The organism is Dysgonomonas mossii, assembly GCF_004569505.1.
GTDB lineage: Bacteria > Bacteroidota > Bacteroidia > Bacteroidales > Dysgonomonadaceae > Dysgonomonas.
On the sequence record NZ_SPPK01000002.1, the window covers coordinates 984,106 to 1,010,726 of the forward strand.

21 protein-coding genes and 1 riboswitch are annotated in these 26,621 nt (G+C 37.3%); of the genes, 12 read left to right on the forward strand and 9 right to left on the reverse strand.

Annotated elements, in window-relative coordinates; translation table 11 throughout:
- Window positions 1-8: 8 nt before the first annotated feature.
- The gene (locus E4T88_RS09495; RefSeq protein ID WP_135105198.1) at window positions 9-1,127 is read right to left on the reverse strand and encodes a YncE family protein; all 1,119 of its coding nucleotides are present in this window, start codon (window positions 1,125-1,127) and stop codon (window positions 9-11) included.
- 22 nt (window positions 1,128-1,149) lie between these two features.
- Window positions 1,150-3,156, reverse strand: coding sequence for a TonB-dependent receptor plug domain-containing protein (locus tag E4T88_RS09500; protein ID WP_135105199.1), 2,007 nt, complete (start codon window positions 3,154-3,156; stop codon window positions 1,150-1,152).
- Between the two features lie 93 nt (window positions 3,157-3,249).
- Window positions 3,250-3,431: riboswitch (cobalamin riboswitch) on the reverse strand.
- Between the two features lie 213 nt (window positions 3,432-3,644).
- Between E4T88_RS09500 and E4T88_RS09505 the strand changes: the two genes are divergently transcribed.
- From E4T88_RS09505 to secDF, 4 genes are all read left to right on the forward strand, one after another.
- Entirely contained in the window at window positions 3,645-4,586 is a 942-nt protein-coding gene (locus tag E4T88_RS09505; RefSeq protein WP_135105200.1) for an RluA family pseudouridine synthase, read from the forward strand.
- Window positions 4,587-4,598: 12 nt separating this feature from the next.
- A complete protein-coding gene (locus E4T88_RS09510; protein ID WP_006842856.1) occupies window positions 4,599-5,153 on the forward strand; it encodes a helix-turn-helix domain-containing protein in 555 nt (184 codons plus the stop codon).
- A 42-nt stretch (window positions 5,154-5,195) separates the two neighbouring features.
- Window positions 5,196-6,851, forward strand: coding sequence for an AMP-binding protein (locus tag E4T88_RS09515; protein WP_135105201.1), 1,656 nt, complete (start codon window positions 5,196-5,198; stop codon window positions 6,849-6,851).
- A gap of 264 nt (window positions 6,852-7,115) precedes the next feature.
- Window positions 7,116-10,103 (forward strand): protein translocase subunit SecDF, encoded by a 2,988-nt coding sequence (gene secDF, locus E4T88_RS09520; RefSeq protein ID WP_135105202.1) that lies wholly within the window; start codon window positions 7,116-7,118, stop codon window positions 10,101-10,103.
- 193 nt (window positions 10,104-10,296) lie between these two features.
- Here secDF and dnaB read toward each other — a convergent pair whose 3' ends face one another.
- On the reverse strand, window positions 10,297-11,814 hold the full coding sequence (gene dnaB, locus E4T88_RS09525; RefSeq protein WP_135105203.1) for a replicative DNA helicase: 1,518 nt from the start codon (window positions 11,812-11,814) through the stop codon (window positions 10,297-10,299).
- Between the two features lie 100 nt (window positions 11,815-11,914).
- Window positions 11,915-12,904, reverse strand: a complete 990-nt coding sequence (gene gldB, locus E4T88_RS09530) for a gliding motility lipoprotein GldB (protein WP_135105204.1) — start codon at window positions 12,902-12,904, stop codon at window positions 11,915-11,917.
- Between the two features lie 175 nt (window positions 12,905-13,079).
- Between gldB and tsaD the strand changes: the two genes are divergently transcribed.
- Window positions 13,080-14,096 (forward strand): tRNA (adenosine(37)-N6)-threonylcarbamoyltransferase complex transferase subunit TsaD, encoded by a 1,017-nt coding sequence (gene tsaD / locus E4T88_RS09535; protein WP_135105205.1) that lies wholly within the window; start codon window positions 13,080-13,082, stop codon window positions 14,094-14,096.
- Between the two features lie 78 nt (window positions 14,097-14,174).
- On the opposite strand, the gene E4T88_RS09540 is transcribed toward tsaD, so the two are convergent.
- The gene (locus tag E4T88_RS09540) at window positions 14,175-14,447 is read right to left on the reverse strand and encodes a hypothetical protein (protein WP_006842849.1); all 273 of its coding nucleotides are present in this window, start codon (window positions 14,445-14,447) and stop codon (window positions 14,175-14,177) included.
- Between the two features lie 172 nt (window positions 14,448-14,619).
- Between E4T88_RS09540 and E4T88_RS09545 the strand changes: the two genes are divergently transcribed.
- On the forward strand, window positions 14,620-14,913 hold the full coding sequence (locus E4T88_RS09545; protein WP_135105206.1) for a hypothetical protein: 294 nt from the start codon (window positions 14,620-14,622) through the stop codon (window positions 14,911-14,913).
- 66 nt (window positions 14,914-14,979) lie between these two features.
- Here the strand turns inward: E4T88_RS09545 and E4T88_RS09550 are convergent, their stop codons facing one another.
- The gene (locus E4T88_RS09550; RefSeq protein ID WP_135105207.1) at window positions 14,980-15,867 is read right to left on the reverse strand and encodes a helix-turn-helix domain-containing protein; all 888 of its coding nucleotides are present in this window, start codon (window positions 15,865-15,867) and stop codon (window positions 14,980-14,982) included.
- Between the two features lie 298 nt (window positions 15,868-16,165).
- Between E4T88_RS09550 and E4T88_RS09555 the strand changes: the two genes are divergently transcribed.
- Window positions 16,166-16,762, forward strand: coding sequence for an outer membrane beta-barrel protein (locus E4T88_RS09555; RefSeq protein ID WP_135105208.1), 597 nt, complete (start codon window positions 16,166-16,168; stop codon window positions 16,760-16,762).
- Between the two features lie 89 nt (window positions 16,763-16,851).
- On the opposite strand, the gene E4T88_RS09560 is transcribed toward E4T88_RS09555, so the two are convergent.
- A complete protein-coding gene (locus E4T88_RS09560; protein ID WP_135105209.1) occupies window positions 16,852-18,057 on the reverse strand; it encodes an FprA family A-type flavoprotein in 1,206 nt (401 codons plus the stop codon).
- 35 nt (window positions 18,058-18,092) lie between these two features.
- The gene (lgt, locus tag E4T88_RS09565) at window positions 18,093-18,938 is read right to left on the reverse strand and encodes a prolipoprotein diacylglyceryl transferase (RefSeq protein WP_135105210.1); all 846 of its coding nucleotides are present in this window, start codon (window positions 18,936-18,938) and stop codon (window positions 18,093-18,095) included.
- A gap of 377 nt (window positions 18,939-19,315) precedes the next feature.
- Between lgt and E4T88_RS09570 the strand changes: the two genes are divergently transcribed.
- The 5 genes from E4T88_RS09570 (at window position 19,316) to E4T88_RS09590 (ending at window position 25,736) form a co-directional block, all read left to right on the forward strand.
- Window positions 19,316-21,289 carry a glycogen debranching enzyme N-terminal domain-containing protein gene (locus E4T88_RS09570; RefSeq protein ID WP_135105211.1) on the forward strand — a complete coding sequence of 658 codons (1,974 nt, stop codon included), beginning with the start codon at window positions 19,316-19,318 and terminating at the stop codon, window positions 21,287-21,289.
- 73 nt (window positions 21,290-21,362) lie between these two features.
- Window positions 21,363-22,619 carry a glycosyltransferase gene (locus E4T88_RS09575; protein WP_135105212.1) on the forward strand — a complete coding sequence of 419 codons (1,257 nt, stop codon included), beginning with the start codon at window positions 21,363-21,365 and terminating at the stop codon, window positions 22,617-22,619.
- A gap of 18 nt (window positions 22,620-22,637) precedes the next feature.
- Complete coding sequence (locus E4T88_RS09580; protein ID WP_135105213.1) at window positions 22,638-24,080, forward strand: glycoside hydrolase family 57 protein; 1,443 nt, start codon at window positions 22,638-22,640, stop codon at window positions 24,078-24,080.
- A 79-nt stretch (window positions 24,081-24,159) separates the two neighbouring features.
- Window positions 24,160-24,633, forward strand: coding sequence for a radical SAM-associated putative lipoprotein (locus E4T88_RS09585; RefSeq protein ID WP_135105214.1), 474 nt, complete (start codon window positions 24,160-24,162; stop codon window positions 24,631-24,633).
- Window positions 24,633-25,736, forward strand: coding sequence for a TIGR04133 family radical SAM/SPASM protein (locus tag E4T88_RS09590; RefSeq protein WP_135105215.1), 1,104 nt, complete (start codon window positions 24,633-24,635; stop codon window positions 25,734-25,736). The genes E4T88_RS09585 and E4T88_RS09590 overlap by 1 nt, the downstream gene beginning before the upstream one ends.
- Window positions 25,737-25,743: 7 nt before the next feature.
- On the opposite strand, the gene E4T88_RS09595 is transcribed toward E4T88_RS09590, so the two are convergent.
- Window positions 25,744-26,493, reverse strand: coding sequence for an RDD family protein (locus tag E4T88_RS09595; RefSeq protein ID WP_135105216.1), 750 nt, complete (start codon window positions 26,491-26,493; stop codon window positions 25,744-25,746).
- Between the last annotated feature and the right edge of the window lie 128 nt (window positions 26,494-26,621).

A 26,621-nucleotide genomic window follows, 5' to 3' on the forward strand; every position in this document is an offset into this window, starting at 1 on the left:
CAATCAGTTTATTTCTTTACTTCTGTTGTTACAAAATAAGCACCCATCGGATTTATTCCTTTAGTTTTAAAGGACTTTATATATCCTCCATTACTATTATAAATGTGCATTCCCCCTTCATTTTTGTAATCGGATGTAGCAATATAAATATTCTCTGTTATTGGATCTACAGTTATATTATATGCACGCTTTATATCAGCTTTATCAGCCTCTACAAAAGCTTCATTTACTATTTTGTTTGTTGCAATATCATAGTATGATAATAGGGTTGACATTGTTGTATAATCTTCCTTCATCAAATATATTTTATCTTTTCCTGCTTCCAAATTAGATGCAATATCAGTACCCAGTATTGTTACCTTATTGTCTGAAGTGCTAATCTTTTGCAAGCTTGATGGGATTGTAGAATAGTTACCATTAGATATAACATACAAGTTACCATTTTTATCGCCTCTTATTTTAGTAGGATTCACTACGACTTCTATTTCTCCTGTTTTTGTAAAAGAACTTAGATCGATTATTGATAGTTTCTTTCCGGCTCCGGTACCCATATAGTCAGAAATAGTAACATATGCCTTGTTATTTACAATTGCAAACTCTTCTGGATAAGTACCGTCAACAGAAGCAAGCTTGTCAATCTTCATAGTTGTAGTATCTATGCGTGCCAGATTTCCATCATAAAGAGTTACATATACTTTACCATTATAAGCTTCTATTGAACGAGGTTTGCGAGGTTGCTCGCTAGCATTCAAAGGCTTTATGATAGTATTGGTTCTATCAGTATATTTTAATAATTTACCTGTTTTATCGGTAATATAAATACAGTTTGATTGTGTTACGGTTATATACATTTTAGAACCATAAATTACCATATCCTGCCCACCGTTTCCGAGGCTTATCTCATTTTTATTCAAAAACACATCACCTGTAGTAATATTTTTATCATTATCGTAATATGTCAATGCGGCATCGATCTTACTTGACATACTACCAGAATTAAGGACATAGATACCTGTAGTAGCATATTCAGGTTCAACCCAAGGCTCATCTTTTTCACTATCGCTACATGACATGAACGAAAACATTAGTGCAGAGAACAAAATACCTTTTAATAAAATCTTTTTCATGTTTTATAATACTTTTTTTTAATTAATATTTTAGTGTCGCAGTTATGCTGAATGACCGACCAGGCATTGGATAATTTTTAATCACCTGATATTGCTTATTCCAAACATTTAGTAAGGTGGCTTGCAATAATAGCTCACTGCTCTTTATTTTTAGTTGTTTATTTATGCTGATAGTATGTTCGGAATAGCTATCCATTTTATACTTAGCTATATTCTGATGCCAAAAATAGCGTTCTCCGGTAATAATAATAGAATATGAGAAATTTACCCATGGATTCTTTATAACAGCAGAAGCAGCACCGGAATGTTTTGGCGTATATATAATTTGATTTTTGTATACATCTTCTTTCGGATTAGTGATATCTATTGCTTTCATGAAACTGTAAGAGCCCGATAAATCTATTCCCATAGTTGATGAAAAGTCTAAGCCACCGGCTACCTTTGCATCTATCCCGGTAATTTCGACTTTACCTAAATTTGTGGTATAGGGATAAAATGTAGAAGGCTGTATGATAATTTTATCTTTTATCCTATTATAATAACCGTCTACACTCACACTTACATAATTTGATTTTTCAGAAGTTACAGAGCCTATCCATGTCATACCGGCATTCAGCTGTTTTGCAGATTCGGGTTTCACTTGGGATAAAGACCGAGTATAGAAAGCCTCTGTAAATGTTGGGATTCTAAATATATCTTTGTAAGATGCTCTTAATCGGAATTGATTATAATCTTTGATGGGAACAAAAGATAAGCTTACGGCTGGAGAAATTTTCTTATATGTTTTGTTATTTTGCTCACTCCTTGTCTTTTCTGATATATACGTGGCTAAAAAGCTAGTAGTTACAGTAAACCGATCGGTCGTATATTTTGCAGCAAAGGCACTCAACGAGCTATATCTTTTAGGACGGGAGGCTTCTCCTCCAAACTTAGTCGTTTTATCAAATAGTTTATTGTAAGATAAGTCTTCGACTAAAGATAAATTGATGTTTTTGTTTACTTTATACAGTATTGCATTCGACCAATAAACCTCTTGTTGCTTGTATATATCGACTCTTTTACCATTTTCATAAGCATCATACAAATCTCTATAACGTGTATAATTATAATCGTATTTAGCTTGGGACTTATATTCAAAATTCTGGCCTAAACTCTTATTATATACAGTCTGAATAAAAAAGTTTTTATTCCACAACCGTTCTACATGGTAATCATTCTGAAAATCAACGGCATCAGGAAGACCTCTTTCCGAATCGAAATAATAAATCTTAGTTTTTAGCTTCCCTAGGCTACCAAAATCGTTATAGAGGTTTACCTCTGTTCTGTAGATATCAACATCACTATTTTTTCTTTTATTATGGTATGGCGTTTTTCCATTCAACATGCTGAATGGATATTGCCCATCAGCTCTTTGCCAACTTCCGTTTGCAGACAGAATAAATTTATTATTTATTTTGTGTGCATAATCTAAAACCGGATTAAATAAACCAAAAGATCCGGTTGCTATTTTAACATAGCCTTTGTAATTTTTGGTTGTAAATTGCGGTGTAACCGTTTCCAGATTAAGGACTCCTACAGAAGCAAAGCTTCTGGCTGTTTGAAAAATATTATCAGACTGTCCTATATTTAGCGATATCATTGAAATATTATCCAAAGAAAAACGACCAATATCCACTTGCCCCGACTGCATATTACTAACCATGATTCCATCATAGCTAACGGCTGTATGTTCAGTTCCCATCCCTCTAATGGCTATTGTCTTTAAACCTCCTATACCGCCATAGTCTTTAAGTACAATTCCATTAAATTGCCTTACTGCATCAGAAACAGTTTGTATTCCTCGCTGCAAAATCTCTGTATTATCAATAACTTGAAGTGGAGTTGTAGATCGTGAGACAGATGGTTTGATCTGTGCAGAAATTTCTATCTCTGACAGTTTCTTTGCATTGAGACTATCATTAATCTGAGCCTGTATATGCATACAGCCTACTACAAATAAAAATATAAGGGAGAATAAAAAAGTCCTCATCTTCACAAATTATTCAATAAAATGCTTTCGATAAGAACAAAGAAAAGACTATATAATCTTGACACTGTTTCTTAAGCTCTATTCCTCGAAAGCTGTCCGAACTATTACTTTGCAGGTCTTCTGACTTACTCCAACTTGTACAGCCTTCCCATTTTGAATAACAGTGGCTATGTTGCACAAGCTTTACAGAGCTTACAGCAGCGGGTCTGTTCAGGATTTTCACCTGATTCCCTTTCAATTCGTTAACAAACGAAACAAAGTGCTGCAAAGGTAAGGATAAATTATATTGAAAGACAAAATATAAATGTTAATTCCACCAGCATGCTTCATGCGAAAGATATTATCCTGTGTTTTATGCCTCTATGCATTAAAGTTCTCCAACCTTAAGCAGCCATGATTTAAATTAATATTTGTAAATCGACATCTAATGTTGTGTTTATCTTAAAAGAAAAACGCTTACCTTTGTTTCATATTCATATATAAATGAAATGAGGAATACAACCAGAGATAAAGTATTGCAGGAAATAAAAGTTGATCAACCGGCTCAATTGCTAGATTTCCTTGTCCAGAAAGAAGTGCGTAAAAGCCGCAACGCAGTTAAATCGCTTCTTGCACATAAACAAATCAAAGTAAACGGAAAGCTTATCACCCAATTCGATTTCGAATTGAAGGCAAAAGATAAGGTCTCTGTTATGAAATACGATCAGTCTCGAAAAGAAAAAAGATTGAAGGGATTAAAGATTGTATTTGAAGACGACGACTTACTCGTTATCGAAAAAGAAGCAGGATTTCTATCTGTAGCTACAGATAAGGAAAAGTCACGCACTGTATATAACTCTCTGAATGAATACGTAAAGAAAAAAGATAAAAAAGCACGTGTTTATGTTCTGCATCGCCTCGACAGAGAAGTTTCGGGACTAATGATCTTTGCGAAAGACACGGAGCTACAGGATATTTTTCAGAAAAACTGGGACAACCTTGTACCTAAGTATTCATACATGGCAATTGTAGAAGGACGCCCGAATCCTAAAAATGGAACTGTAACATCGTGGCTTACCGAGAACAAGAATTTTGTAATGATGTCATCCCTTATCGATAACGGAGGACTGAAATCTGTTACTCATTACAAGACACAAAAATCCAAAGGCGGCTATTCATTATTGGATTTTGACCTCGAAACACGACGCAAGAATCAAGTAAGAGTACACATGCAAGAGATCGGACACCCGATTGTTGGCGATAAGAAATATGGTGCTTCAAATAATCCGATCAAAAGAATTGCCCTTCATGCCGGGGGACTAATTTTGAAACATCCAAGAACAGGGGAATTGCTTGAATTTAAAGCCGGCATCCCTAAAGCAATGCAAATACTAATATCCGAAACACAAAAAGAAAGAAAGGATAAGCCCGAAAAAGAGGAATCAATTTAATACATTTTAGGTATGAATGAAGATATTAAGCAGATAGGTCAGCGTCTGAAAGGTCTCCGTGAGGCTTTGGATATGACGACCGAAGAGTTCGCTTCATCATGTGGTATCGATCCTGTGGTATACCTCGAATATGAAGAAGGGAGAAAAGATTTGACTATCAGTACACTGAAAAACATTGCATCGAAACATAATATAGATGTTTCTGTACTGATGTTTGCTGACGAACCTCGCATGAGCAGCTATTTTTTGACGCGCAAGGGAAAAGGTTTAGCTGTGAAGCGTGTTTCAGATTACAGTTATCAGACGCTAGCCGGTGGATTTAACAATCGAAAAGCCGATGTGTTTGAAGTTACAGTAGAACCCAAGCAAGATAGTGTAAGGATACATCATAGCACACATACCGGGCAAGAGTTTAACCTTATCCTTGAAGGACGGATGCTTTTACAAATAAATGGGAAAGATTTGATATTGGAAGAAGGTGATAGCATCTACTTCGATTCAAGCCTGCCGCATGGGATGAAAGCTCTGGACGGAAAACGAGTGAAGTTTATTGCTGTTGTGCTGTAAGCTGGTATTTTCATTTACTAAAAGATTAATCACCATTATATAATGTTGGAAAAATTTGTAAAACAAATTCATTTTACTTCAACTGAAGATTTTGCAAAGCATTATCACGTTGAGATTCCTGATAATTTTAATTTTGGATATGATGTAGTTGATGAATGGGCACGAATAAACCCTAGCAAAAGAGCTATTTGTTGGGGAAATGACCAGGGAGAACACATCGATTTCACATTTGCAGACATCAAAGAACAGAGCGACCGTACAGCTGCTTATTTTCAGTCTTTAGGCATAGGACATGGAGATATGGTAATGCTTATCATGAAACGACGCTACGAATTCTGGTTTGCTGTTATAGCTCTGCATAAAATAGGTGCTGTTGCGATTCCGGCGACTCATCTATTAACAAAAAAAGACATCGTTTATCGCAATAACGCGGCAAGTATAAAAGCAATCCTGAGTGTAAATGACGAAACAGTGATAAGTCACATAAATGAAGCAATGGCAGAGTCGCCAACAGTGAAGTGCCTTATTGCATGCGGGGAAAATATACCTTCGGGATGGAACGATTTCCATAAAGGAATAAAAGAAGCGAAACCTTTTGTACGTCCCGATCATGTAAATACCAATGATGATATTTCTCTGCTGTATTTTACTTCAGGTACAACAGGAGAACCGAAAATGGTAATTCACAATTTTGCTTACCCTTTAGGGCATATTGTAACAGCTAAATATTGGCACAACCTGCACGAAAACAGCCTGCATCTTACAGTTGCCGACACGGGATGGGCAAAAGCCGTGTGGGGAAAACTCTACGGACAGTGGATAGCCGGTGCGGCTGTAATGGTATTTGATCATGAAAAATTTACACCTCAATTAGTATTACACCTTATAGAGAAACATAAAATCACTTCTTTTTGTGCACCTCCGACAGTATTTCGCTTTATGATTCGCGAAGACCTGTCTCACTACGACTTATCTTCGTTGGAGTATGCCACTACAGCAGGAGAAGCTCTCAATCCATCTGTTTTCGAGGCATTCTATAAAGGTACAGGAATAAAGATGATGGAGGCTTTCGGGCAAACTGAAACCACGCCGACTATTGTTACTTTCCCATGGATGGAACCAAAACCCGGAGCAATGGGTGTACCCAATCCGGCGTATGATATGGACTTGATAGCAGCAGACGGTCGCTCGGTAGAAGATGGCGAAGTAGGTGAAGTTGTTATTAAGACCGACAAGTGGAAACCGCTAGGTCTATTTATGGGTTATTATCGTGACGAAGCTCTAACAAAACAGGTATACCATGATAATGTATACCATACCGGAGACATGGCTTGGCGCGACGAAGATGGCTATTATTGGTTTGTAGGACGTATAGACGATGTTATCAAAAGTTCGGGATACCGTATCGGACCTTTTGAAGTAGAAAGCGCTTTGATGACACATCCGGCTGTTGTAGAGTGTGCTATCACCGGAGTACCAGACGAAATACGCGGACAGGTAGTAAAAGCCACTATTGTATTAGCTATGGACTATAAAAACAAGGCCAATGATCACCTGAAGCGTGAGATACAAGACCACGTAAAAAAGGTTACAGCTCCGTACAAATACCCTCGCATCATCGAGTTTGTTGAAGAACTACCTAAAACAATTAGTGGAAAGATCAAACGAGCGGAAATAAGAAAACAGGAAGAAAATTAATAATACATCGATGCAAGAACATGTTTATCGGCATAGAGTATAAAACTATTATCTACCGATTTGCATATTTGCTTAATCTCTAATTTCTTTATATTTATTATGATTTGTAAAGAATAAAAGATTATATTTGCACGCCTAAAAGTGTGCATATATCTCCATTAGGCCTCATTTTATTTAAAAGAGGTGTCCGGGATATATGTGTATTTTATTAATTTTGAAGAAAATAGAAATAATATAATTAAATAACAAAAAGTAAAATCCAAAATGCAAAACAAAGGCTTTGTAATTACTTTTGCAATACTCCTAACATTAGTTTGTTTGTTTTACTTGTCTTTTACGTTTGTAACAAGAAGTTACGATAAGAAAGCGGAAGAATACGCAGCTGCATACGCTACGGAGCATGCAAAAGGCGATCAACTACTCTATGATGAGTTGTATAATAAGCAATATACTTTCTACATAGACTCAATGTCTACAGAGAAAGTTTGGCCTAAAGGTATCCTGGGCATTGGAGATAGCATCGGCTATACCCTGAAAGAATGCCGTGAGAAAGAAATTGGCCTCGGACTAGACCTTAAAGGTGGTATGAGTGTTATTGTGGAAGTTGATGCTGCCGCAGTACTTCGTTCACTTGGAGATCCCGACAATGAGGCGTTTCAAACAGCTTTAGGGCAGGCTTCGGACGAAAACAGAAAAGGAAGTAACCGAGACTATATCTCTATTTTTGTTGATAAATTCAAAGCTAGTAACGGTAATAACAAATTAGCATCGATATTCAGTACAAAACTGAGAGATCAGGTATCTCCTACCGATGATGATAATAAAGTAGTAGCTGTTTTAAGAACAGAATTGCAAAGCGTTGCTGACAACTCATTCAATGTGTTGCGTACACGTATCGACCGTTTTGGGGTAGTTGCTCCTAACATTCAGAAACTAGACCGTGCAGAACGTATACTAATCGAATTGCCGGGAGTTAAAGAACCTGAACGTGTGAAGAAACTATTGCAAGGTAGCGCAAATCTTGAGTTCTGGAAAACATACAACCTACAGGAAATCCAAAACTATATTGAGTTGATGGATCAGCGTTCGAAAGAAGTGTTAGCTGCAAATGGTACTACTGCACCTGTAGCTACAGATTCTCTAGCTGCTGCAACCACAGACTCTGTAAAAGTAGAAAGCACCGATAATCTTGGATTTACAAAACCACTTCGTTCATACTTTACAACCTTTGCAGGTGGAGCTATCGTAGGTTTTGTAAATAAAACAGATACAGCTGCCGTAAATAGAATTTTACACAGATATCAAGATTTATACCCTGGCGACTTAACATTTGCTTGGGGCTTCAAAGCTGAAGATCTAAAAGAAACACAATTTGCACTATATTCACTTCGTGGTGATGGTATCAAAAAAGGTCCGGCTCTTGATGGAGATGTTGTAATCTCGGCTAAAGCTGACCAGTCTCAACACGGTTCTGCATGGGAAGTAGATATGCAGATGAATACTACAGGAGCGCAACGTTGGGCTACTATCACAGGAGCTGAACAAGGAAGAAGCATCGCTATCGTTCTTGACGGGTCTGTATATTCAGCACCAAACGTTCAAAACAAAATTGAAGGTGGTCGTTCTCAGATCACAGGTCGTTTTACTGTAGATGATGCAAAAGACTTAGAGAACGTTCTTAAGTCTGGTAAGATGAAAGCAGGTGTACATATCGTACAAGAAGATATTGTTGGACCATCACTCGGACAGGAAGCTATTACTGCCGGTATATTCTCATTCTTATTAGCCTTGGTATTATTAATGATCTATATCTGCGTTATTTACGGATTGATACCGGGATTAATCGCAAACTCGGCGCTAATTGTCAACTTGTTCTTCACCATAGGTATTCTAGCGGCTTTTGGAGCGGTGATGACACTACCGGGTATAACAGGGCTTGTATTGGCACTTGCGCTTGCTGTGGATGCTAACGTATTGATTTATGAGCGTACAAGGGAAGAATTAAGAGCGGGTAAAAACGTGAAAGTTGCCGTAGTAGACGGTTACAGACATGCATTTTCTGCTATCTTCGACGGTCACGCATCTCAGGTAATTACGGCTATCATTCTAGCATACTTCGGAACAGGTCCGATACAAGGATTTGCTACAACGTTGATAATTGGTATCATTGCTTCGTTCCTTACTTCTGTATTCCTTACACGTATATTCTATGAATATATGTTCGAAAAAGGTAAATTCAGAAATCTTACATTCTCTACATCTCTTTCTAAGAAACTGTTCTTGAATACAAATATCAATTTCTTAGGAATGACCAAAAAAGTTGTTATCTTCTCTGCCATCATTTTGGTGTCAGGATTGGCTTCATTATTTATCAATGGATTGAACGGAGGTATTGACTTTACAGGTGGACGAAACTATTTGATTCGTTTCGACAAGAATGTAAATGCTGATGATATAGAAAAACTATTAGTTCCCGAATTCCAAGGTTCTACAGTTCTTGTACTAACCAGTGGATCGGCAAGCCAATCTTCTACAACAAGTCAGGTGCGTGTTACAACAAACTACAAAGTAGAAGAAGCTACAGATGCTGTAGAAACAGAGATCAGAGCTAAAATGACCAGCGCATTGAAAGAATATCTGGCACCAAATACAACAATCGACAGCTATATACAAAGTTCTCAACGTGTAGGGCCAAGTGTTGCCGACGACTTGAAGACCGCTGCCACAATCGCAGTTGTAATTGCCGTAATATGTATGGCTGTCTATATCCTTATCCGTTTCCGCAACATAGCGTTCTCGGCAGGTACATTCTTCGCAGTAGCACACGATGCTGTATTGGTTATTTTCTTATACTCTTTACTATATAAGATAATGCCATTCTCGATGGAAATCGACCAGTCGTTTATTGCTGCGGTATTGACGGTAGTAGGTTACTCTATCAATGACAAGGTTGTAATCTTCGACCGTATCCGCGAAATCAGAAACATGTATCCAAAACGCAATATAACCGAAACTATTAATGAGGCATTGAACTCAACATTAGGACGTACGATGAATACATCATTGAGTTCTATGTTGGTTGTATTCTGTATCTTCTTATTAGGTGGTGATACTATCAGAAGCTTCACATTTGCGATCTTCATCGGTATTATTATCGGTACATATTCTTCCGTATTTGTTGCTACTCCAATAGCATGGGCTATCTTCAAGAAAGAAGAAAAGAATAAGGATACTGCAATTGAAGCGAAATAAAACTAAATAAATTGTCTTTTCGATATAGAGGCTGATTAAACAATGTAATCAGCCTCTATTTTTTTGTAGAAACTTAAAGAATATATCTTTAGGTCTTCAATGAGATTATCGACAAAAAAATCCTTTCATAGTGAATATGAAAGGATTTTTCTTATATACCTAATATGTAATGTGAATATGTATTTTGCTCGTATTAGAAAGGAACAAAGTCATTCCCTCCACCTTGCATAGGATGTGGTGGCTGATCTGCCACAGGGTGATTGTTGATCTTAGATGAGAACTGCTGACCTGCTCCAAAATTATAATCGTCATCAATATTCTGAAAACGGGCAAACTCACTCTTGAAGCGTAGCAACACATCGCCTGTAGCACCATTACGATGCTTTGCTATAATAATTTCGGCAAGCCCTATCAAAGAGTTACCTTTATCATCTTCTAATATTTTATAATATTCAGGACGGTGGATAAAACATACCATATCGGCATCCTGCTCAATAGCTCCCGATTCGCGGAGGTCAGACAATTGCGGACGCTTACCCTCTGCCCCTGTACGCCCCTCAACCCCACGATTAAGCTGCGAAAGGGCAATAATTGGGATGTTCAATTCTTTTGCTAATCCTTTCAATGAACGGGATATCATACTCACCTCCTGTTCACGGCTACCATAATTCATACCGCTGGCATTCATTAGCTGGAGGTAGTCAATTATGATAATCCTAACGCCATGCTCACGGACCAGACGGCGTGCCTTTGTCCTCAGTTCGAAAACTGACAAACTCGGGGTATCATCTATAAATAACGGTGCGTCGTAAAGTTCTTTTATTTTGAAATCGAGCTGTTCCCACTCGTAAGGTAGCAACTGCCCATTCTTTATCTTTTCACCCGGTATTTCGCATGTATTTACGATCAGACGATTTACGAGCTGTACGTTCGACATCTCGAGAGAGAATAATGCTACCGGATATTTATAAGACACAGCCATATTTTTGGCCATTGACAACACGAATGCGGTTTTACCCATCGCCGGACGAGCTGCTATAATAACCAAGTCGGAGTTTTGCCAACCCGAAGTTATCTTGTCTAGCGGAGTAAATCCTGTTTCCAGACCGCTTAACCCTTCAGGACGGTTTGCCGCTATTTCAAGTAAATGTAAGGCTTCTTTGATGACCGGGTTGATCTGCGTCACATCCTTCTTCACATTGCCCTGCGATATCTCGAATAGTTTGCTCTCAGCTTCCTGCATGAGATCGTCAACATCTACGGTTTCATCAAATGCTTTGCTTGTTACATTTGATGAAAAAGAGATAAGTTCGCGTGCAAGATATTTTTGAGCTATAATACGGGCATGAAATTCGATATGGGCAGCAGATGCCACTTTCTCAGTCAACTGTGCTATATATACAGGGCCTCCCACTGTCTCCAATTCTCCGTCTTTGCGTAATTGTTCGACAACAGTAAGCATATCGATCGGAGCCTGACGTACAGCCAGATCTACTATTGCTCTGTATATAATCTGATGAATGGAATCGTAAAAACTTTCTGGTTTAAGAATATCACTAACAACCGAATAAGCATCTTTCTCTAGCATTAGGGCTCCGAGTATGGCCTCTTCCAACTCTCTGGCCTGTGGTTGTATTTTTCCTATATCCGGAACTAAAGTTGTTTCCTTTGGTTTGCGTTTTCCCTGATTCCTAAAATTTGACTCTGCCATTTATCTGAACTCCCCTTTCCATAAATTTTATTCAAAGATAAAATAAATAATATTGAATGGAGACTTAAGTTTTGAACAAGGAGCTGTTAATAACTTTTTTTTACGGGTTATATTTTGCACCTTTCAAAATTGTTTGCGCATCCATAGATAATATATCTTCCAGTAAGAATCCCTTCTTATTGGCATACTGATTTACGATCTGCCAGCCTATCCATGCACCTACACGCCCCGGAGATTGAGGTGATACTACTGTTGTAGAAGCAGCATCATTGGTGAGACGGGTGATAAGCATGTGATCGGTAGAATAAAGATAGTTTTCTTTTACTATTTTTTGCCAAATATCTTTTTCGTTATTCTTGCACCAAGCTGATTGTTGGGATGTATATCCTATCAGATTATCGGTATCCTCGCTTGGAAGCAGAATGGATAGTGCATACAAAATTTTACCTTCATCTATCATCGCAGACAGAAGGGTTTCGTGATCGGCAGGTTTTATAATATCACTTATCAGCCAAGCTTTGATATAATCCTTTACAATATCCTCCGGTTGCATTTGAAGGCGTTCGTATGGTTGAAAGAAACTTTGATAAGCCGGATAGTCACTACCCAAATACTTGTCAATCGACAGCGATATAAGATTGTTTACGATAATTACATTTGCTCTGAAACCTGAGACATGCATCGCTAACCGAGGTAGCTTTTTACCGGGAAAATTTTCTTCTACCAAAGCGTTTACCGCAGTCAACTTATCTTCGTATACAGATACGTCTGCATATTTAGTAGATACATCCTGATATATTTTGAGTAGATCTTCATTCGCAAAGTAATCTCTAAGTTGAGGAAAAAACGTCGCTTGATCGCTAGTCTTCATGGCGATTTGCCCAAAAGCAGGAAGCAACAAGGGATATTTTTCGGTCAGAGATTTTTCTGTTGCGGCATCAGGGTGTTGTATATAGTTGTATATATCTTTATCGAAACGTATAATGCTTACTCTCTCTTGTGCTGAATGCCTGTTGTCGCTCTTCACCGTACCCGAACAGCCGATGAAAGATATTATAATAAAACCTAATAAGTAAATTATATTTTTCATTTATTCCCTTTTAAGATTTCTTCTTTGCGAAGATAATTTATATTTTTTAATTTTGTTCCGCTTTATAAACAAACATATATGTATAATGTTATAACTAAGAATGTAACAATATATTATATATTTTGGAGCAAGTAATAAGCATAGTCTCTTATAGAAAAAAAAATAAATCCAACGAATGATAACTATATTAGGAATAGAATCTTCCTGTGACGATACTGCAGCAGCCGTTATACAAGACGGGGTGCTTTTGTCAAATGTAATATCCAGCCAGAAGGTTCATGAAAGTTACGGGGGTGTTGTTCCCGAATTGGCTTCACGAGCACACCAGCAAAACATTATACCGGTGGTAGATCAGGCTTTAAAAAAGGCCGGAGTCAACAAAGAAGATCTGTCCGCAATTGCATTTACCCGAGGTCCGGGACTTATGGGTTCGTTGCTTGTGGGTACATCTTTTGCTAAAGGGCTATCGTCGGCACTAAATATCCCGATGGTTGATGTTAACCACCTGCACGGACATGTTTTGGCTCACTTTATCAAAGAGAATAAAGACGATGACAACCAACCACAGTATCCGTTCTTGTGTCTTTTAGTTTCGGGTGGAAATTCACAAATAATTCTTGTGAAGTCATACAAAGAAATGGAGATAGTAGGACAAACAATCGACGATGCCGCCGGCGAAGCTTTTGACAAATGTGCGAAAGTGATGGGACTGGGTTATCCCGGAGGACCTGTTGTTGACCGATTGGCAAAAGAAGGTGATCCTACCAAGTTTAAATTGAACAAACCGCATATACCGGGTTATAATTACAGCTTTAGCGGATTGAAAACTTCTTTCCTATACCTCTTGAGGGATGAACTGAAAAAAGACCCTGACTTTATTGATAAGAACAAAGAAGACCTTTGTGCGTCATTACAAAAGACTATCATCGATGTACTGATGGAACAACTCAGACGAGTAGCCAAAGATTACAATATAAATGAGGTTGCCGTAGCCGGAGGAGTATCTGCAAACTCGGGGCTTCGTGCAGCTTTCGAAGATCATGCAAAACGTTATGACTGGAAAATACATATCCCTCCTTTTGGATATACAACAGATAATGCGGCAATGATAGCTATTACAGGTTATTTTAAGTATTTAGACAAAGATTTTTGCTCTATGGATGCTGCTCCATACTCGAGGGTAGTAATGTAAAAAGAGACATATTTATATAAAAAAGGAATGCTAACTTTAGCATTCCTTTTTGTTTTTTATAAATCAGTAATTCTGGAGTTAGCTCTTGGCTTTATTTAATTTGTCCAAAACTTTCTTTTCCACTTCATCAGCCAATTCACTTAATTGCTCAGACTTGTAGGCTGCACGTTCCTTTAGATATTCCAGTTGGTTTTTTCCAACATCGATACCATCTTTTATTTTTTTCTTAGCCTGACCTGATAATTTATTTAAGTCATCACATACACAATCTAATTTACCACTTTCTGCCAACTTATAAATAACGAGCGCAAGACCTATACCGGCTGCTGCTCCGATTAATAGTTTCTTCATAATGTTTCTGTTTTTATTTAATATTAATGTGTAGTATACTCTTTATTTTAAACATAAGGAAGACATACTTTGTTCAAATAATAGTAATTTAGGATATTTAGGACACTTATAGCGCTTTATAGGACTTTTGACGATCATATATATTTATCAACTTTACCTAAAAGTTAATCTTATGAAAATAGCATTATTTCTTAAAAACGATAAGATTGACGATTCCGATATAGATACAATACCTATAATCGTTTTGCATACCGACAGTAATACAGTCGTGGAGATCGAAAAAGATATTCTAGTAAAAAAGGACGTCAATTATTTGGCTCTTTGGTTGTTGACTAAGCGAATCAAAGAGGTGTATGTTATGGATATTGATCCGCTTATCCGGCAACTATTCGAGAGGCTGGGGGTAGTAGTTCGCAAATATGATGATATGAAAAAGAACCCCTTACTAAGGAAGTTTATATCATGATATTTCGATTTTATCGCGAAACTCTTTCCCGTTTTTATGTTTTATTTTTCTCTTCCCCCTAATGCATTAAGTCTCTCTGTATTGTACGGGAGTTAGTCCTGTATGTTTCTTGAAAAATCGCCCGAAGAAAGAAGGATTGGGGAAATTTAACTCGTCTGATATCTGTAAAATTGTGTTCGTTGTTGTTTTTAGCAGATGTTTTGCTGATGCAATCAAAGCTTCATTAATCCACATAAAGGCTGTTCTGCCTGTTCTGCTTTTTACAATAGTTGATAAGTATTTTGGTGTGAGACACATTTCACTTGCATAGAACTGTAACGATCGTTCCTTTTTGTGATATTGCAATAATAAATTAAAAAAGCGTGAGATTAATTCATCCTGATGCGAAGATGTATTCATGTTATCACACTCGTATGTACTTACATCTTTGATCCGATTGTAGTATATATTACCTATTTCGGTTAGCATTGCATATAAGAGACTTTTAGCCATTTCATTCCTGAATGGATGATCTCTGCGCTTGTATTGTTTAACAATAAAAGAGTGGAACTCCAGATATTTGTTAGCTTCCGTTTCTGATATTTTTATACAAGAGTTTTGCATAATACTTCTCGATATATCGAAGTTCGATATATTGGGCATTTCTGTTAGAAAGTCTATAGAGAAAATTAAAAATTCAAGCATCAGATCTTCACTACGTGTGATAAATTCTGTGACAAACTGAGGCATGATTGTAATAATCATGTTTTTCTCTATATCATATTCTTTGAAATTTATTTTTATACGAGCATTCCCTTTAATACAAATGGCAAAAGCTACGCCATCGAGTATAAACGGAAAATTGGAGGACAGAGGAGGAAATAATACTGCTTTATCGGATATAATAAAATTTTTGATTGCAAAAGGATCTATATGTTCTGAAATATCCTCTAGTTGGATTTTTGCCAATTTCATATTTTGAATTCTTTTTGTGTAAAAAGTCGATTAAGATGAATGCAAACATAGTCTATTTTCATTGAAATATAGAAAAAGTCGAAAAGAACTTTTGAACATATAATAAGAACTTTAGGCTGTTTTTGTTCTCAACAATTTTTCAAAGTTATGCCTAAAAAGAATTTTAGAACATCTTTAAGCCAAAATAGACCTTTTGTCGTTCTCTATTTTGTTAGACCTTTGTCTTCATCAATAAGAGAATATCTTAAAAGATTGAGTTAATTAAATAAAGGTAAATTAAAAACAAAAATTAAAAGTTATGAAAAAGTTATTTTTTACACTTGCAATTATGTTAGGTCTAACAGCAACAGTTTCAGCACAAGATGTTGGTCAGATATGGGTTGGAGGTAGCGTTGGTTTCAACAGCACTAAAATTGACGGTGGCGACAGAGTATCATCATACCGTATTCTTCCTGAAGTAGGTTATGCATTTACTAATAATATGGGAGTAGGTATCAGATTGGGTTATGCACACAATAAGCCAGCATTAAACGGTTCTGTTAATTCCGATATTATTTTCAAAGATGCATTTACTGTAAATCCTTTCCTACGTATGTCATTCCTTAAAGGAACTATGGGTAGCCTCTTTGTTGATGGTGGTGCTGCATATACTTATGGAAAAACTGATTATATGCTATCTACAGGTCAGACTGCCGCTGAAAAGTATAAATTGAATGCTTGGGAAGTTGGTTTCCGTCCGGGTGTAGCAGTTAATGTTACAGATAAAATTACTTTAACAGGTAAATTCGGATTCTTAGGTTATCAACATGCAAAATATGCTGGAATCAAAGGTGATAATTTCGGATTCGATTTCGATCTTAGCCAAACAGAAATTGGTGTAAACCTTGTGTTCTAAGAATTTAGACTTATTCTATAATAAAACAAAAGCCGTTCTTTAAAGGACGGCTTTTGTTTTATATAATATCTACTTAATGTGCGAATAGCTTATCTGTCTTGTTTAAGTCTGTCGGCCATAGCCTTTCCCAGAGAAACACAGTCTTCATAAGTATTTAGGTTCATAGCTTGCTTCATTTCTACCGGCGAGCCTATGACTTCAAATTTACTGTCGCTTGCAAATTGAGCCAAACGCTTAACTGCTGCTCCCGCCCAGGTAAATGATCCGAAATACCCAAAATAACGATGCTTCATATCACGACCCTCAATTTTCGAGATTAGATATTCTACCTCAGGAAAGAGTTTGTTATTGTATGTCGGAGATCCGATGATCAAACCTTTGTATTTGAATATATCACGTATAATGTATGAATGTGAACGCTTCGATACATTATGTAATATAACCTCTTTTATCCCTTGTTGAGCCAGTTCGTAAGCTACTGTTTCAGCCATTTGCTCAGTGTTGCCATACATACTGCCATAAGCAATCACAACGCCTTCATCGCCTTCATAACGGCTTAGCTTGTCGTATATGCTTATTACTTTTTTTATCTGTTCGTCAAGAGTCCATATCGGCCCATGTGTAGAACAGATATATTTTATTTCGAGAGTATTAAGCTTTTCAAGTGCTTTTTGTACCGGAGAGCCAAACTTGCCTACAACGTTAGAATAATAACGCACCATCTCATCGTAGTAACGTTCAGGATGTAATTGCGCATCGGTAATACCACCATCAAGAGTTCCGAATGTACCAAAAGCATCGCCCGAGAATATGATTTTATGATAAGTATCATATGTCATCATTGTTTCAGGCCAATGTACCATTGGCGTCAGATTGAAAATAAGCTTATGCTTGCTACCTAAAGACAGTTCCTCACCGTCTTCTATAATTTTTACTCCATCTGAGATTCCATAAAATCCTTGTACCATCTCAGCCGTACGTTTGTTACCTACGATCTGTACGTTCGGGAATCTGTTTCTAAGCAATCCCAGAGAACCTGAATGATCGGGTTCCATGTGATTGATGATTACATAGTCAAGAGACTTTCCATTTAAGGCTATTTCCAACTTATGGAAAAAGATATCAGAATAACATACGTCTACTGTATCAAAAAGCGCTGTCTTCTCATCTACAAGAAGGTATGAATTATAAGATACGCCTTTAGGGAGTGGCCATAAGTTTTCGAAAAGATTCTTAGTGCGGTCATTTACTCCGATATAGTAAAGGTCATCTTCTATTGGAATTGGTTTTAACATACGAAATTACTTCTACTTCTTTATTGTTTTGCTTTCTATTGTTTCTTTTTTTCTTTTTTTCTTGTTGCATTCCACACCAGCCAGATACCCCATAGTACGAATGGGATACTTAGCAATTGTCCCATATTAATACCGAAAGTAGCTATCATATTAACCTCAAATGGCTCCTGTACATTTTTTATATATTCGATAAAAAATCTGGAAAGGAAAATCCCTATAAGTGAGACCCCTAATATCAGGCCTTGTTTGTTTTTTGCATTTGTTCTATAGAATAGATATAGTCCTACACAGAATATAGCGAAGTAAATGAGAGCTTCATATATTTGTGTCGGATGACATGGCAGTTCGTTTGAGCCACCTTCAGCTATTGGAAAATGCCAGTGCGGATCGCGTACAAAATTGAAACCCCAAGGAAGAGTTGTTGTTCCTCCGTATATTTCAGAATTCATTAAATTACCAAGTCGGATACATGTTGCACCAATGGCAACACCTACTATTAAGCGATCGAGAGCCCATATCATACTTTTTTTGGTAACTCTGACCGAAAACAGCCATATACCTACAGTCATGCCTATTGCTCCTCCGTGGCTCGATAAGCCACCTTCCCATACCATCAGCATCTTTAACGGGTTGCTTAGGTAATATACCGGGTCGTAAAACAAACAATGCCCCAATCGTGCTCCGATAATGAGGCCCGTGAGAACATAGATGAATAACGAATCGAACCATTTCTCAGGCAGCTTCTCCGCTTTGTACATTTTTTGCACAACAATAGTTGTTAGCAGTACTCCGGTAGCCCAAAGTATTCCATACCATCGTATTTCTCGTCCCAATATAGCAAAAGCATCAGGGTTTACATCCCAGGTAATAAATGAAAGCATATACTTGTTTTTATTTCAAAATTTTTACTTTACCTTTTTTCGGAGTACAAATATATAAAATACTTATCAATAGATATACTTTATTGAGATAAGTTAAAGTACTCTTTGTTAATATTTGCGTATAAAGTATTTATTGATAATTATTTGTGTGTTTTAGAAGGAAGAGTTTATTATATATAATTATTCTAAATAGAGAGACGTCTATTCATTTGAATATTAGTGTATATAAGGGAATGTTAATAAAATATCCTAAAGCTTCGCTTTTTGTTTACATTTTTCATATCTTTAAGAACAAAAAAGCTTGTTGTATAAACGAGTTTGAATTTATATCGCTTGTTTGTTGACATATTAAATACCGAAAATCTATCAGTAACATTATGGATTACAATTATAAAAAGACCAATGCTTACCTCAAATTTGATAAATCGCGGATGGTTAACCTCGAATACTCGCTTTATCGTGAGATTTTGAGAACAAACCGGAGGGGAGCATATCACTGTACAACATTAGTAGAGTGTAACACACGAAAGCAACACGGACTACTCGTTCTTCCTGTACCCCGTTTGGGTGATACAAATCATGTATTGCTATCATCCTTAGATGAAACTGTAATACAGCATGGTGCGGATTTCAATCTGGGGATACATAAATATGATGGAAATAATTATAGCCCGATGGGGCATAAATATATACGAGAATTTGATTGCGACTCGTTGCCGCGAACGATATATAGAGTAGGGGGGGGGATTTTATCTAAAGAGAAGATGTTTTCTTTAGAGGATAATTCTATTTTTATCAGATATACACTGATAGATGCTCATTCGCCTACAACGATGCGCTTCAAGCCATTCTTAGCATTTAGAGATGTGAATGAGCTAACGGAAGAGAATCCGATAGCAGAGCTTGGATATAAGGAAGTGGAAAATGGCATCAGTATGTGTATGTATACCGGCTATCCAGATTTGTTTATGCAGTTTAATAAGCCTGTAAATTTCGTCTTTGAGCCCAACTGGTATAAAGGTGTAGAGTATATGCAGGATATGAATCACGGATTACCATACAAAGAAGATTTGTATGTACCCGGATATTTTGAATTACCGATACAGAAAGGTGAGTCGGTAATATTCTCAGCAAGTGATATTCACGTAGATACGAGTAAGCTGGTTTTCTCGTTTGAAAAAGGTATAAAAGAACGTACCCCTCGTTCTTCTTTCTATAACTGTTTGAAAAATTCAGCACATCAGTTTTATTATCGTCCCACTAAAGATGAACTATATTTACTGAATGGTTATCCTTGGGGTGAGGTTAAGGCCCGAGAGCAATTTATGGCTTTGGAAGGGCTTACGCTAGGCGTTGGCAAGAAAGATGCTTTTGAAGAGATCGTTGATACTGCTATTCCTACAATTCAGCAATTTATGGAGGGGAAGCCAATAGCCGGATTTATGAAGGATATAGGTGATGCAGATGTACTCTTATGGGTGATACGCGCCCTTAAAAAGTTTCAGGTGTATGACTCTGAGCGTTTTTATTTAAAATATGCAAGTTTGGTTAGCCAGATCGTAAGCTTTATACAAGAAGGCAATCACCCGAACTTGAAGCCATTAACGAATGGGTTACTTACTGTAGACAATAAAGTTGGTTATCCGAGTTGGATGCATAATAAGATTTCGGACGGACTTTATTTGGCTCCTCGTACAGGATGTTTGGTTGAGGTTAATGCGTTTTGGTATAATGCACTCAAGTTTAATGAAGAAATAGCACGCAATCAAGATAATCCGAAGCTGGAAAGAAAGATGGCTCTATTGGCTGAGATAACCAAAACATCATTTTTGGAAGTCTTTCTTAACGATGGTGGCTATCTATATGATTATGTTGTAGGTAATTTCGTAGATTGGAGTGTCAGACCTAATATGTTATTGGCTATAGCTGTCGATTACCCACTGCTGGGTAAGCGACAAAGTAAAAGTATAATTGATATAGTAACTAAAGAATTACTTACACCTAAAGGCATTCGCTCCCTTAGTCCGAAGAGCATTGGCTTTCGTCCGAGATGTGAAGGCTCAATATATGATCGCCTCTACAGTGCTTTTAATGGTGCGGCATGGCCGTGGCTGCTGCGGGCATATCAGGAAGCTTACCTTAAAATATTCCAGCAGAGTGGATTGTCTTTTCTCGACCGTCTTTTGATTGGTGTTGAGGATGAAATGTCTAACGATGGCATAGGTTCTTTATCTTCTGTGTATGATGGCAGTATCCCTTATTTCGGACATGGGCAGATTTCTTATGCCATAAATGTTGCCGGAATAATAACTGCTCTCAATGTTCAGAAAATGTTTGGAGATGAATATTGAATGATAAAGAATACCTCTTTATGCAATATGATTTAGATTGTTAAATTAACAGAATAGTTTCGAACTAAAATATATGAAAGCATTAATGTTTGGATGGGAGTTTCCTCCCCACATATTAGGCGGGCTTGGGACAGCCAGTTATGGATTGACAAAAGGTATGTCTTTGCAGCCTGATATGGAGATTACATTTGTTATACCTAAACCCTGGGGCGATGAAGACCAGAGTTTTCTGAAAATAATAGGAGCATGCAATACCCCTGTAGCCTGGCGTGAGGTATACTGGGACTATGTGAGTGAGCGTCTGTCGAAATATATGGACCCTCAGGAATATTATAATCTACGCGATCATATTTATGGCGATTTTAATTATCTGCATACAAATGATTTGGGTTGTATCGAGTTCTCGGGACGTTATCCCGACAATTTGCTCGAGGAGATAAATAATTATTCTATTGTGGCCGGAGTGATTGCACGTACTCATAGTTATGATATAATACACTCACATGATTGGTTGACTTATCCCGCAGGAATACATGCCAAAAATGTTTTGGGGAAACCTTTAGTTATACATGTGCATGCAACAGACTTTGACCGTAGCCGAGGCAAGGTAAATCCGCAGGTTTATCAAATGGAAAAAAACGGTATGGATTACGCAGACCATATTATCTGTGTGAGCGAGCTGACCCGGCGAACAGTAATTGAAAAATATCATCAAGACCCGGCAAAAGTGACTACTGTACACAATGCTGTAGAACCATTAAGTGCCGAGATTGTCGCTATAGAGCCTCAAAAAGGTAAAGACAAAGTTGTAACTTTCTTGGGGCGTATCACGATGCAAAAAGGTCCTGAATATTTTGTGGAGGCTGCCGCTCGTGTACTTGAAAAGGCTAGACACATACGTTTTGTGATGGCTGGTAGCGGTGATATGATGGAACGTATGATCTATCTTGCAGCCGAAAGAGGAATATCAGATAAATTTCATTTTACTGGATTCCTTAAAGGAAAACAAGTATATGAAATGCTCAAACGGAGCGATGTATATGTAATGCCTTCGGTTTCTGAGCCATTTGGAATTTCGCCACTAGAAGCGATGCAGTGCAGTATTCCTACTATTATATCAAAACAATCCGGTTGTGCCGAAATCTTAGATAAAGCGGTGAAGGTTGACTATTGGGATGTTGAGGGTATGGCCGATGCTATATATTCTATTTGTACATACGATGCCATGTCTGAATTCCTGAGCAGAGAAGGCAAAGAAGAGGTGGATAATATAAAATGGGAATATGCCGGACAAAAGGTTAGGGATATTTATAATAGTCTATGTCAATAATAAAAAACAAAATACATTATGAAAAATATATGTTTCTATTTCCAAATACATCAGCCTCACAGGCTAAAGCGCTATAGATTTTTCAACATTGGCGGTGATCATTATTATTATGATGACTTTGCCAATGAAGACTTTATGCAACAGGTGGCTGAGGTTTCTTTTATACCTGCCAACAGGTTGATGCTTGAAATGATAAAAGAATACGAAGGTAAATTTAAGGTTGCATTCTCTATTTCGGGTGTGGCTTTAGATCAGATGGAAATATATGCTCCTGAGGTTATTGATGGATTCAAAGAGTTGGCAGATACAGGTTGTGTTGAGTTTTTGACTGAAACACAAGGACATTCTCTCGCTTCTTTGGTAGACCCTGAAGAGTTTAAGAAGCAGGTAAATGAACATAGCAATAAGATAGAAAGCCTGTTCGGACAACGTCCAAAGGTATTTCGCAATACAGAGTTGATATACTCTGACGAAATTGGACACTTAGTCTATGAAATGGGCTATACAGGAATATTGACCGAGGGTGCTAAGCGAACACTGGGATGGAAAAGTCCTAATTATCTTTATCAGGCAGCAGAAGAACCAAAGCTGAAATTATTGTTACGTAATCCAAAATTCAGTGACGATATTGCAACTCGTTTTTCGAATTATAGCTGGAATGAGTATCCGCTTACTGCCGATAAGTTCATTTCCTGGGTGGCTAATACACCAAAAGAAGAGCAGGTTATCAATCTGTTTATGAATTATGAAGCATTAGGTAATTTTCAAAAGAAAAGCTCAGGTATATTCGAATTTATGAGAGTATTGCCTCGTTTTGCTGCTGAGAATAATATCGGATTTGCTACCCCATCAGAAATATTTAAGACGATGAAGCCTGTTGATTCTATTTCGTCTATGCATCCTATATCATGGGTAGGTGAAGAAAAAGATGTTTCGGCATGGTTGGGTAATACTTTACAGGAAGAGGCATTCAATAAGCTATATGAAATAGCAGAACGTGTTCGCCTAAGCCAATCGCGACGGATATTACAAGACTGGATATACTTGCAATCGAGTGATCATTTTTATTATATGGGAACAAAAAATGCGTTGCCATTTAGCCCATATACATCTCCATACGAAGCATTTAATACCTATATGAATGTGTTGAGTGACTTCAAGGAAAGGGTAGAAGCCGAATTTCCTAGTTCTATTGATAATGAGGAACTTAATGCGTTGCTTACCACCATTCACAATCAGGCAAATGAAATAGAAGAGCTGGAAGACAAAATTGAAAAGCTGGAAACTCAGTTAAAGCCTAAAACAAAAGCTACAACGGCAAAACCCAAGGCAACAGAGAAGCCTAAGAGTGTAGCAACTAACCCAAAGGTTGAAACTGAAACTAAACTTGAGAGTCCGAAGCCTGTAGCAAAGCCGAAGGTAAGTGCTAGGGGAAAAGCTAAGCCATCTGCAAAGAAATAATTATTCATGCAACTTTCTGTGTCTTATATGCATCATAATATATAGACAACTAAATCTATACTTATAAAACAGATATATTATGAAAATTGGGCTTCTTTCTGCGTATTCAAGGGTTTTATCATTTGTTCTCATTTTTCTAGGTTTTCATTCATGCTCAACCGTTGATCCTAAAGTTGAGTATGGGACTCCATCTGCTAAATTTATAGTGAAAGGGAAGGTGGAAAGTGGCGATAAAGAAGTTTCGGGGCTTAAAGTTGCACTAGGCGTAATTAACAATGGTTATGATACAGGTAAAGTACGCTATGTAGATAGTGTAAAAACCGATGTGAAAGGATTATTTAATGTATCGATTCAAGACTTTCCATCCAGTCAGAAGTTTGTTATAAAATACGAAGATATCGATGGGGAGAAAAACGGCTTATTGGAAACAGTGATAGATACTGTGAGGTTTGATAATCCGAGCTTTACCAATGGTAGTGGTGGTTGGTATGTCGGTGAAACGACAAAGGATTTGGGTACTGTAAAGCTTAACTCATCTAATCCTGAAAAATAATGAGTGTAGACGACATTTCCTTCCGAAAGCGTTTAGGTTTAGAGCTGTTTCGCCAGCATAAAAAGAATCAGACATCTCTACATAAATTAAACTATCTCATTTGGGAATGTACCTTGCGATGCAATTTGGCATGCAAGCATTGTGGCAGCGATTGTCACAAAGATATGAGGCAAAAGGATATGCCCTTGGAAGATTTTCTGCGAGTGATAGATGAAGTTACCCCTCATGTTAATCCTCATGATACAATGATTGTTATAACAGGTGGCGAACCATTGATGCGTAACGACCTTGAGGCTTGCGGACAGGAGCTGTACAAAAGGGAATATCCCTGGGGGATGGTGTCAAACGGGTTGTTTTTATCCGAACAAAGATTGAAAAGCCTTCTTGATGCCGGTTTGCGATCGGTGACAATAAGCCTCGATGGACTTGAGGAGAGACATAATATAATGCGTGGAAATAAGAATAGCTTTCGTATGGCATTTAATGCTATTTCGATGCTGGCGCAAACTAAAGATATTGTATTTGATGTTGTTACTTGTGTTACGGCAGATACATTTTCTCAGCTTAATGACTTGAAAAAGCTACTCATCGATACCGGCGTTAAATCATGGCGTATTTTCACTGTATTTCCTATCGGAAGAGCTGCCGATCATAAGGAGCTACAATTATCCCCGATTCAGTTTAAGCAATTATTTGAATTTATAAAACATACTCGTAAGGAAGGTCTTATAAACCTCAGTTATGGTTGCGAAGGTTTTGTTGGCAATTATGAAACTGAGATCCGAGATCATTTCTATTTTTGTCATGCCGGTATCAACATTGCATCGGTACTTGTTGATGGTTCTATCTCGGCGTGTCCGAATTTACGATCAAATTTTACGCAGGGAAATATATATAAAGATAGCTTTTGGGAAATATGGTCGAATCGCTATCAGCCCTTTCGAGATCGTAGATGGATGAAGCAAGGTGAATGTAAAGACTGCAAATACTTTCGTTATTGCGAAGGAAACGGTATGCACTTACGAGATGAAAACGGAGAATTGTTGTTTTGTCACCTAAAGCGTATAAAAGAAGGAGAGACTCTTGAACTTAATATTACCTGATAATCATTTATACTTCTTGTACCGCTAAATAATTGTAGTCGGTGACTACTTTTCGAAGAAAAATTCTGTCAGGGCCATCATATTCATAGCCTGTAATCGATTTTATTCTGTCAGCCAAACGCTGGTTAAAGTATTCGTTGTATTGCATGCGTTGGTCATCTATGATAGAAGTAATCGTTTGAATGTCTCTGTCGGATAACTTGTCAAGCACATCTTTATAGGTAACTTTATAGTCTTCATGAAAATCAAGATCAGAAAGCTTTAACTCTTTGTTTCGAGCATTCAATCTGAGGTCTATGACTGTTGTTCCTGCCAAATAATCACCCAACCGCTGCGACTTTTTTGTAACAGCAATCATTATGATAGCCACAAAACCCTCTGTAAACGTAAAATCAACTAAGCGGAATAACCATCTTAACAGGTAAGAACTTCCCGATGGAACAGTACCATCGACATTCACAACTCGTATTTTTACGATCATTTTGCCAATGCTTTGTCCTTTATTTAATGTTTCGAATAAGAGGTCATAGAAAAGTACAGGGGAAGCCATTATTATAATTATAAATATCATGGCAGTGTTTCCATCAAACGCACTCCATAATCCGGCTTGGGAGAAAAGAGATATAATTCCAATCCAACCTAAATACCAAATTAAAATTACAACCCAGTCGAGAATATAAGCTAAAAGTCTGTATCCGACACCGGCTGTTTCGTAGTCTATTGTTACGTTTTGGGTTGTTTGTACTTCTATTATCATAAACACTAAAAATAAAGAACAAATTTATGTTTTTTGTATGATTATATAGTATAAATTTTTCATTCTTTTTAACCAAAGAGCTATATTTGTGCTTAAACAATATATTATAAATGCAAACTTGTAGTTTT

Coding starts and splice junctions, on each gene's coding strand:
- E4T88_RS09595 (WP_135105216.1), bottom strand. CDS start 26,493: ATGATAATAGAAGTACAAACAACCCAAAACGTAACAATAGACTACGAA.
- E4T88_RS09555 (WP_135105208.1), top strand. CDS start 16,166: ATGAAAAAGTTATTTTTTACACTTGCAATTATGTTAGGTCTAACAGCA.
- gldB (WP_135105204.1), bottom strand. CDS start 12,904: ATGAAAAATATAATTTACTTATTAGGTTTTATTATAATATCTTTCATC.
- E4T88_RS09550 (WP_135105207.1), bottom strand. CDS start 15,867: ATGAAATTGGCAAAAATCCAACTAGAGGATATTTCAGAACATATAGAT.
- dnaB (WP_135105203.1), bottom strand. CDS start 11,814: ATGGCAGAGTCAAATTTTAGGAATCAGGGAAAACGCAAACCAAAGGAA.
- E4T88_RS09575 (WP_135105212.1), top strand. CDS start 21,363: ATGAAAGCATTAATGTTTGGATGGGAGTTTCCTCCCCACATATTAGGC.
- E4T88_RS09570 (WP_135105211.1), top strand. CDS start 19,316: ATGGATTACAATTATAAAAAGACCAATGCTTACCTCAAATTTGATAAA.
- E4T88_RS09580 (WP_135105213.1), top strand. CDS start 22,638: ATGAAAAATATATGTTTCTATTTCCAAATACATCAGCCTCACAGGCTA.
- E4T88_RS09495 (WP_135105198.1), bottom strand. CDS start 1,127: ATGAAAAAGATTTTATTAAAAGGTATTTTGTTCTCTGCACTAATGTTT.
- lgt (WP_135105210.1), bottom strand. CDS start 18,938: ATGCTTTCATTTATTACCTGGGATGTAAACCCTGATGCTTTTGCTATA.
- E4T88_RS09560 (WP_135105209.1), bottom strand. CDS start 18,057: ATGTTAAAACCAATTCCAATAGAAGATGACCTTTACTATATCGGAGTA.
- E4T88_RS09590 (WP_135105215.1), top strand. CDS start 24,633: ATGAGTGTAGACGACATTTCCTTCCGAAAGCGTTTAGGTTTAGAGCTG.
- E4T88_RS09510 (WP_006842856.1), top strand. CDS start 4,599: ATGAATGAAGATATTAAGCAGATAGGTCAGCGTCTGAAAGGTCTCCGT.
- secDF (WP_135105202.1), top strand. CDS start 7,116: ATGCAAAACAAAGGCTTTGTAATTACTTTTGCAATACTCCTAACATTA.
- E4T88_RS09515 (WP_135105201.1), top strand. CDS start 5,196: ATGTTGGAAAAATTTGTAAAACAAATTCATTTTACTTCAACTGAAGAT.
- E4T88_RS09540 (WP_006842849.1), bottom strand. CDS start 14,447: ATGAAGAAACTATTAATCGGAGCAGCAGCCGGTATAGGTCTTGCGCTC.
- E4T88_RS09505 (WP_135105200.1), top strand. CDS start 3,645: ATGAGGAATACAACCAGAGATAAAGTATTGCAGGAAATAAAAGTTGAT.
- tsaD (WP_135105205.1), top strand. CDS start 13,080: ATGATAACTATATTAGGAATAGAATCTTCCTGTGACGATACTGCAGCA.
- E4T88_RS09585 (WP_135105214.1), top strand. CDS start 24,160: ATGAAAATTGGGCTTCTTTCTGCGTATTCAAGGGTTTTATCATTTGTT.
- E4T88_RS09545 (WP_135105206.1), top strand. CDS start 14,620: ATGAAAATAGCATTATTTCTTAAAAACGATAAGATTGACGATTCCGAT.
- E4T88_RS09500 (WP_135105199.1), bottom strand. CDS start 3,156: ATGAGGACTTTTTTATTCTCCCTTATATTTTTATTTGTAGTAGGCTGT.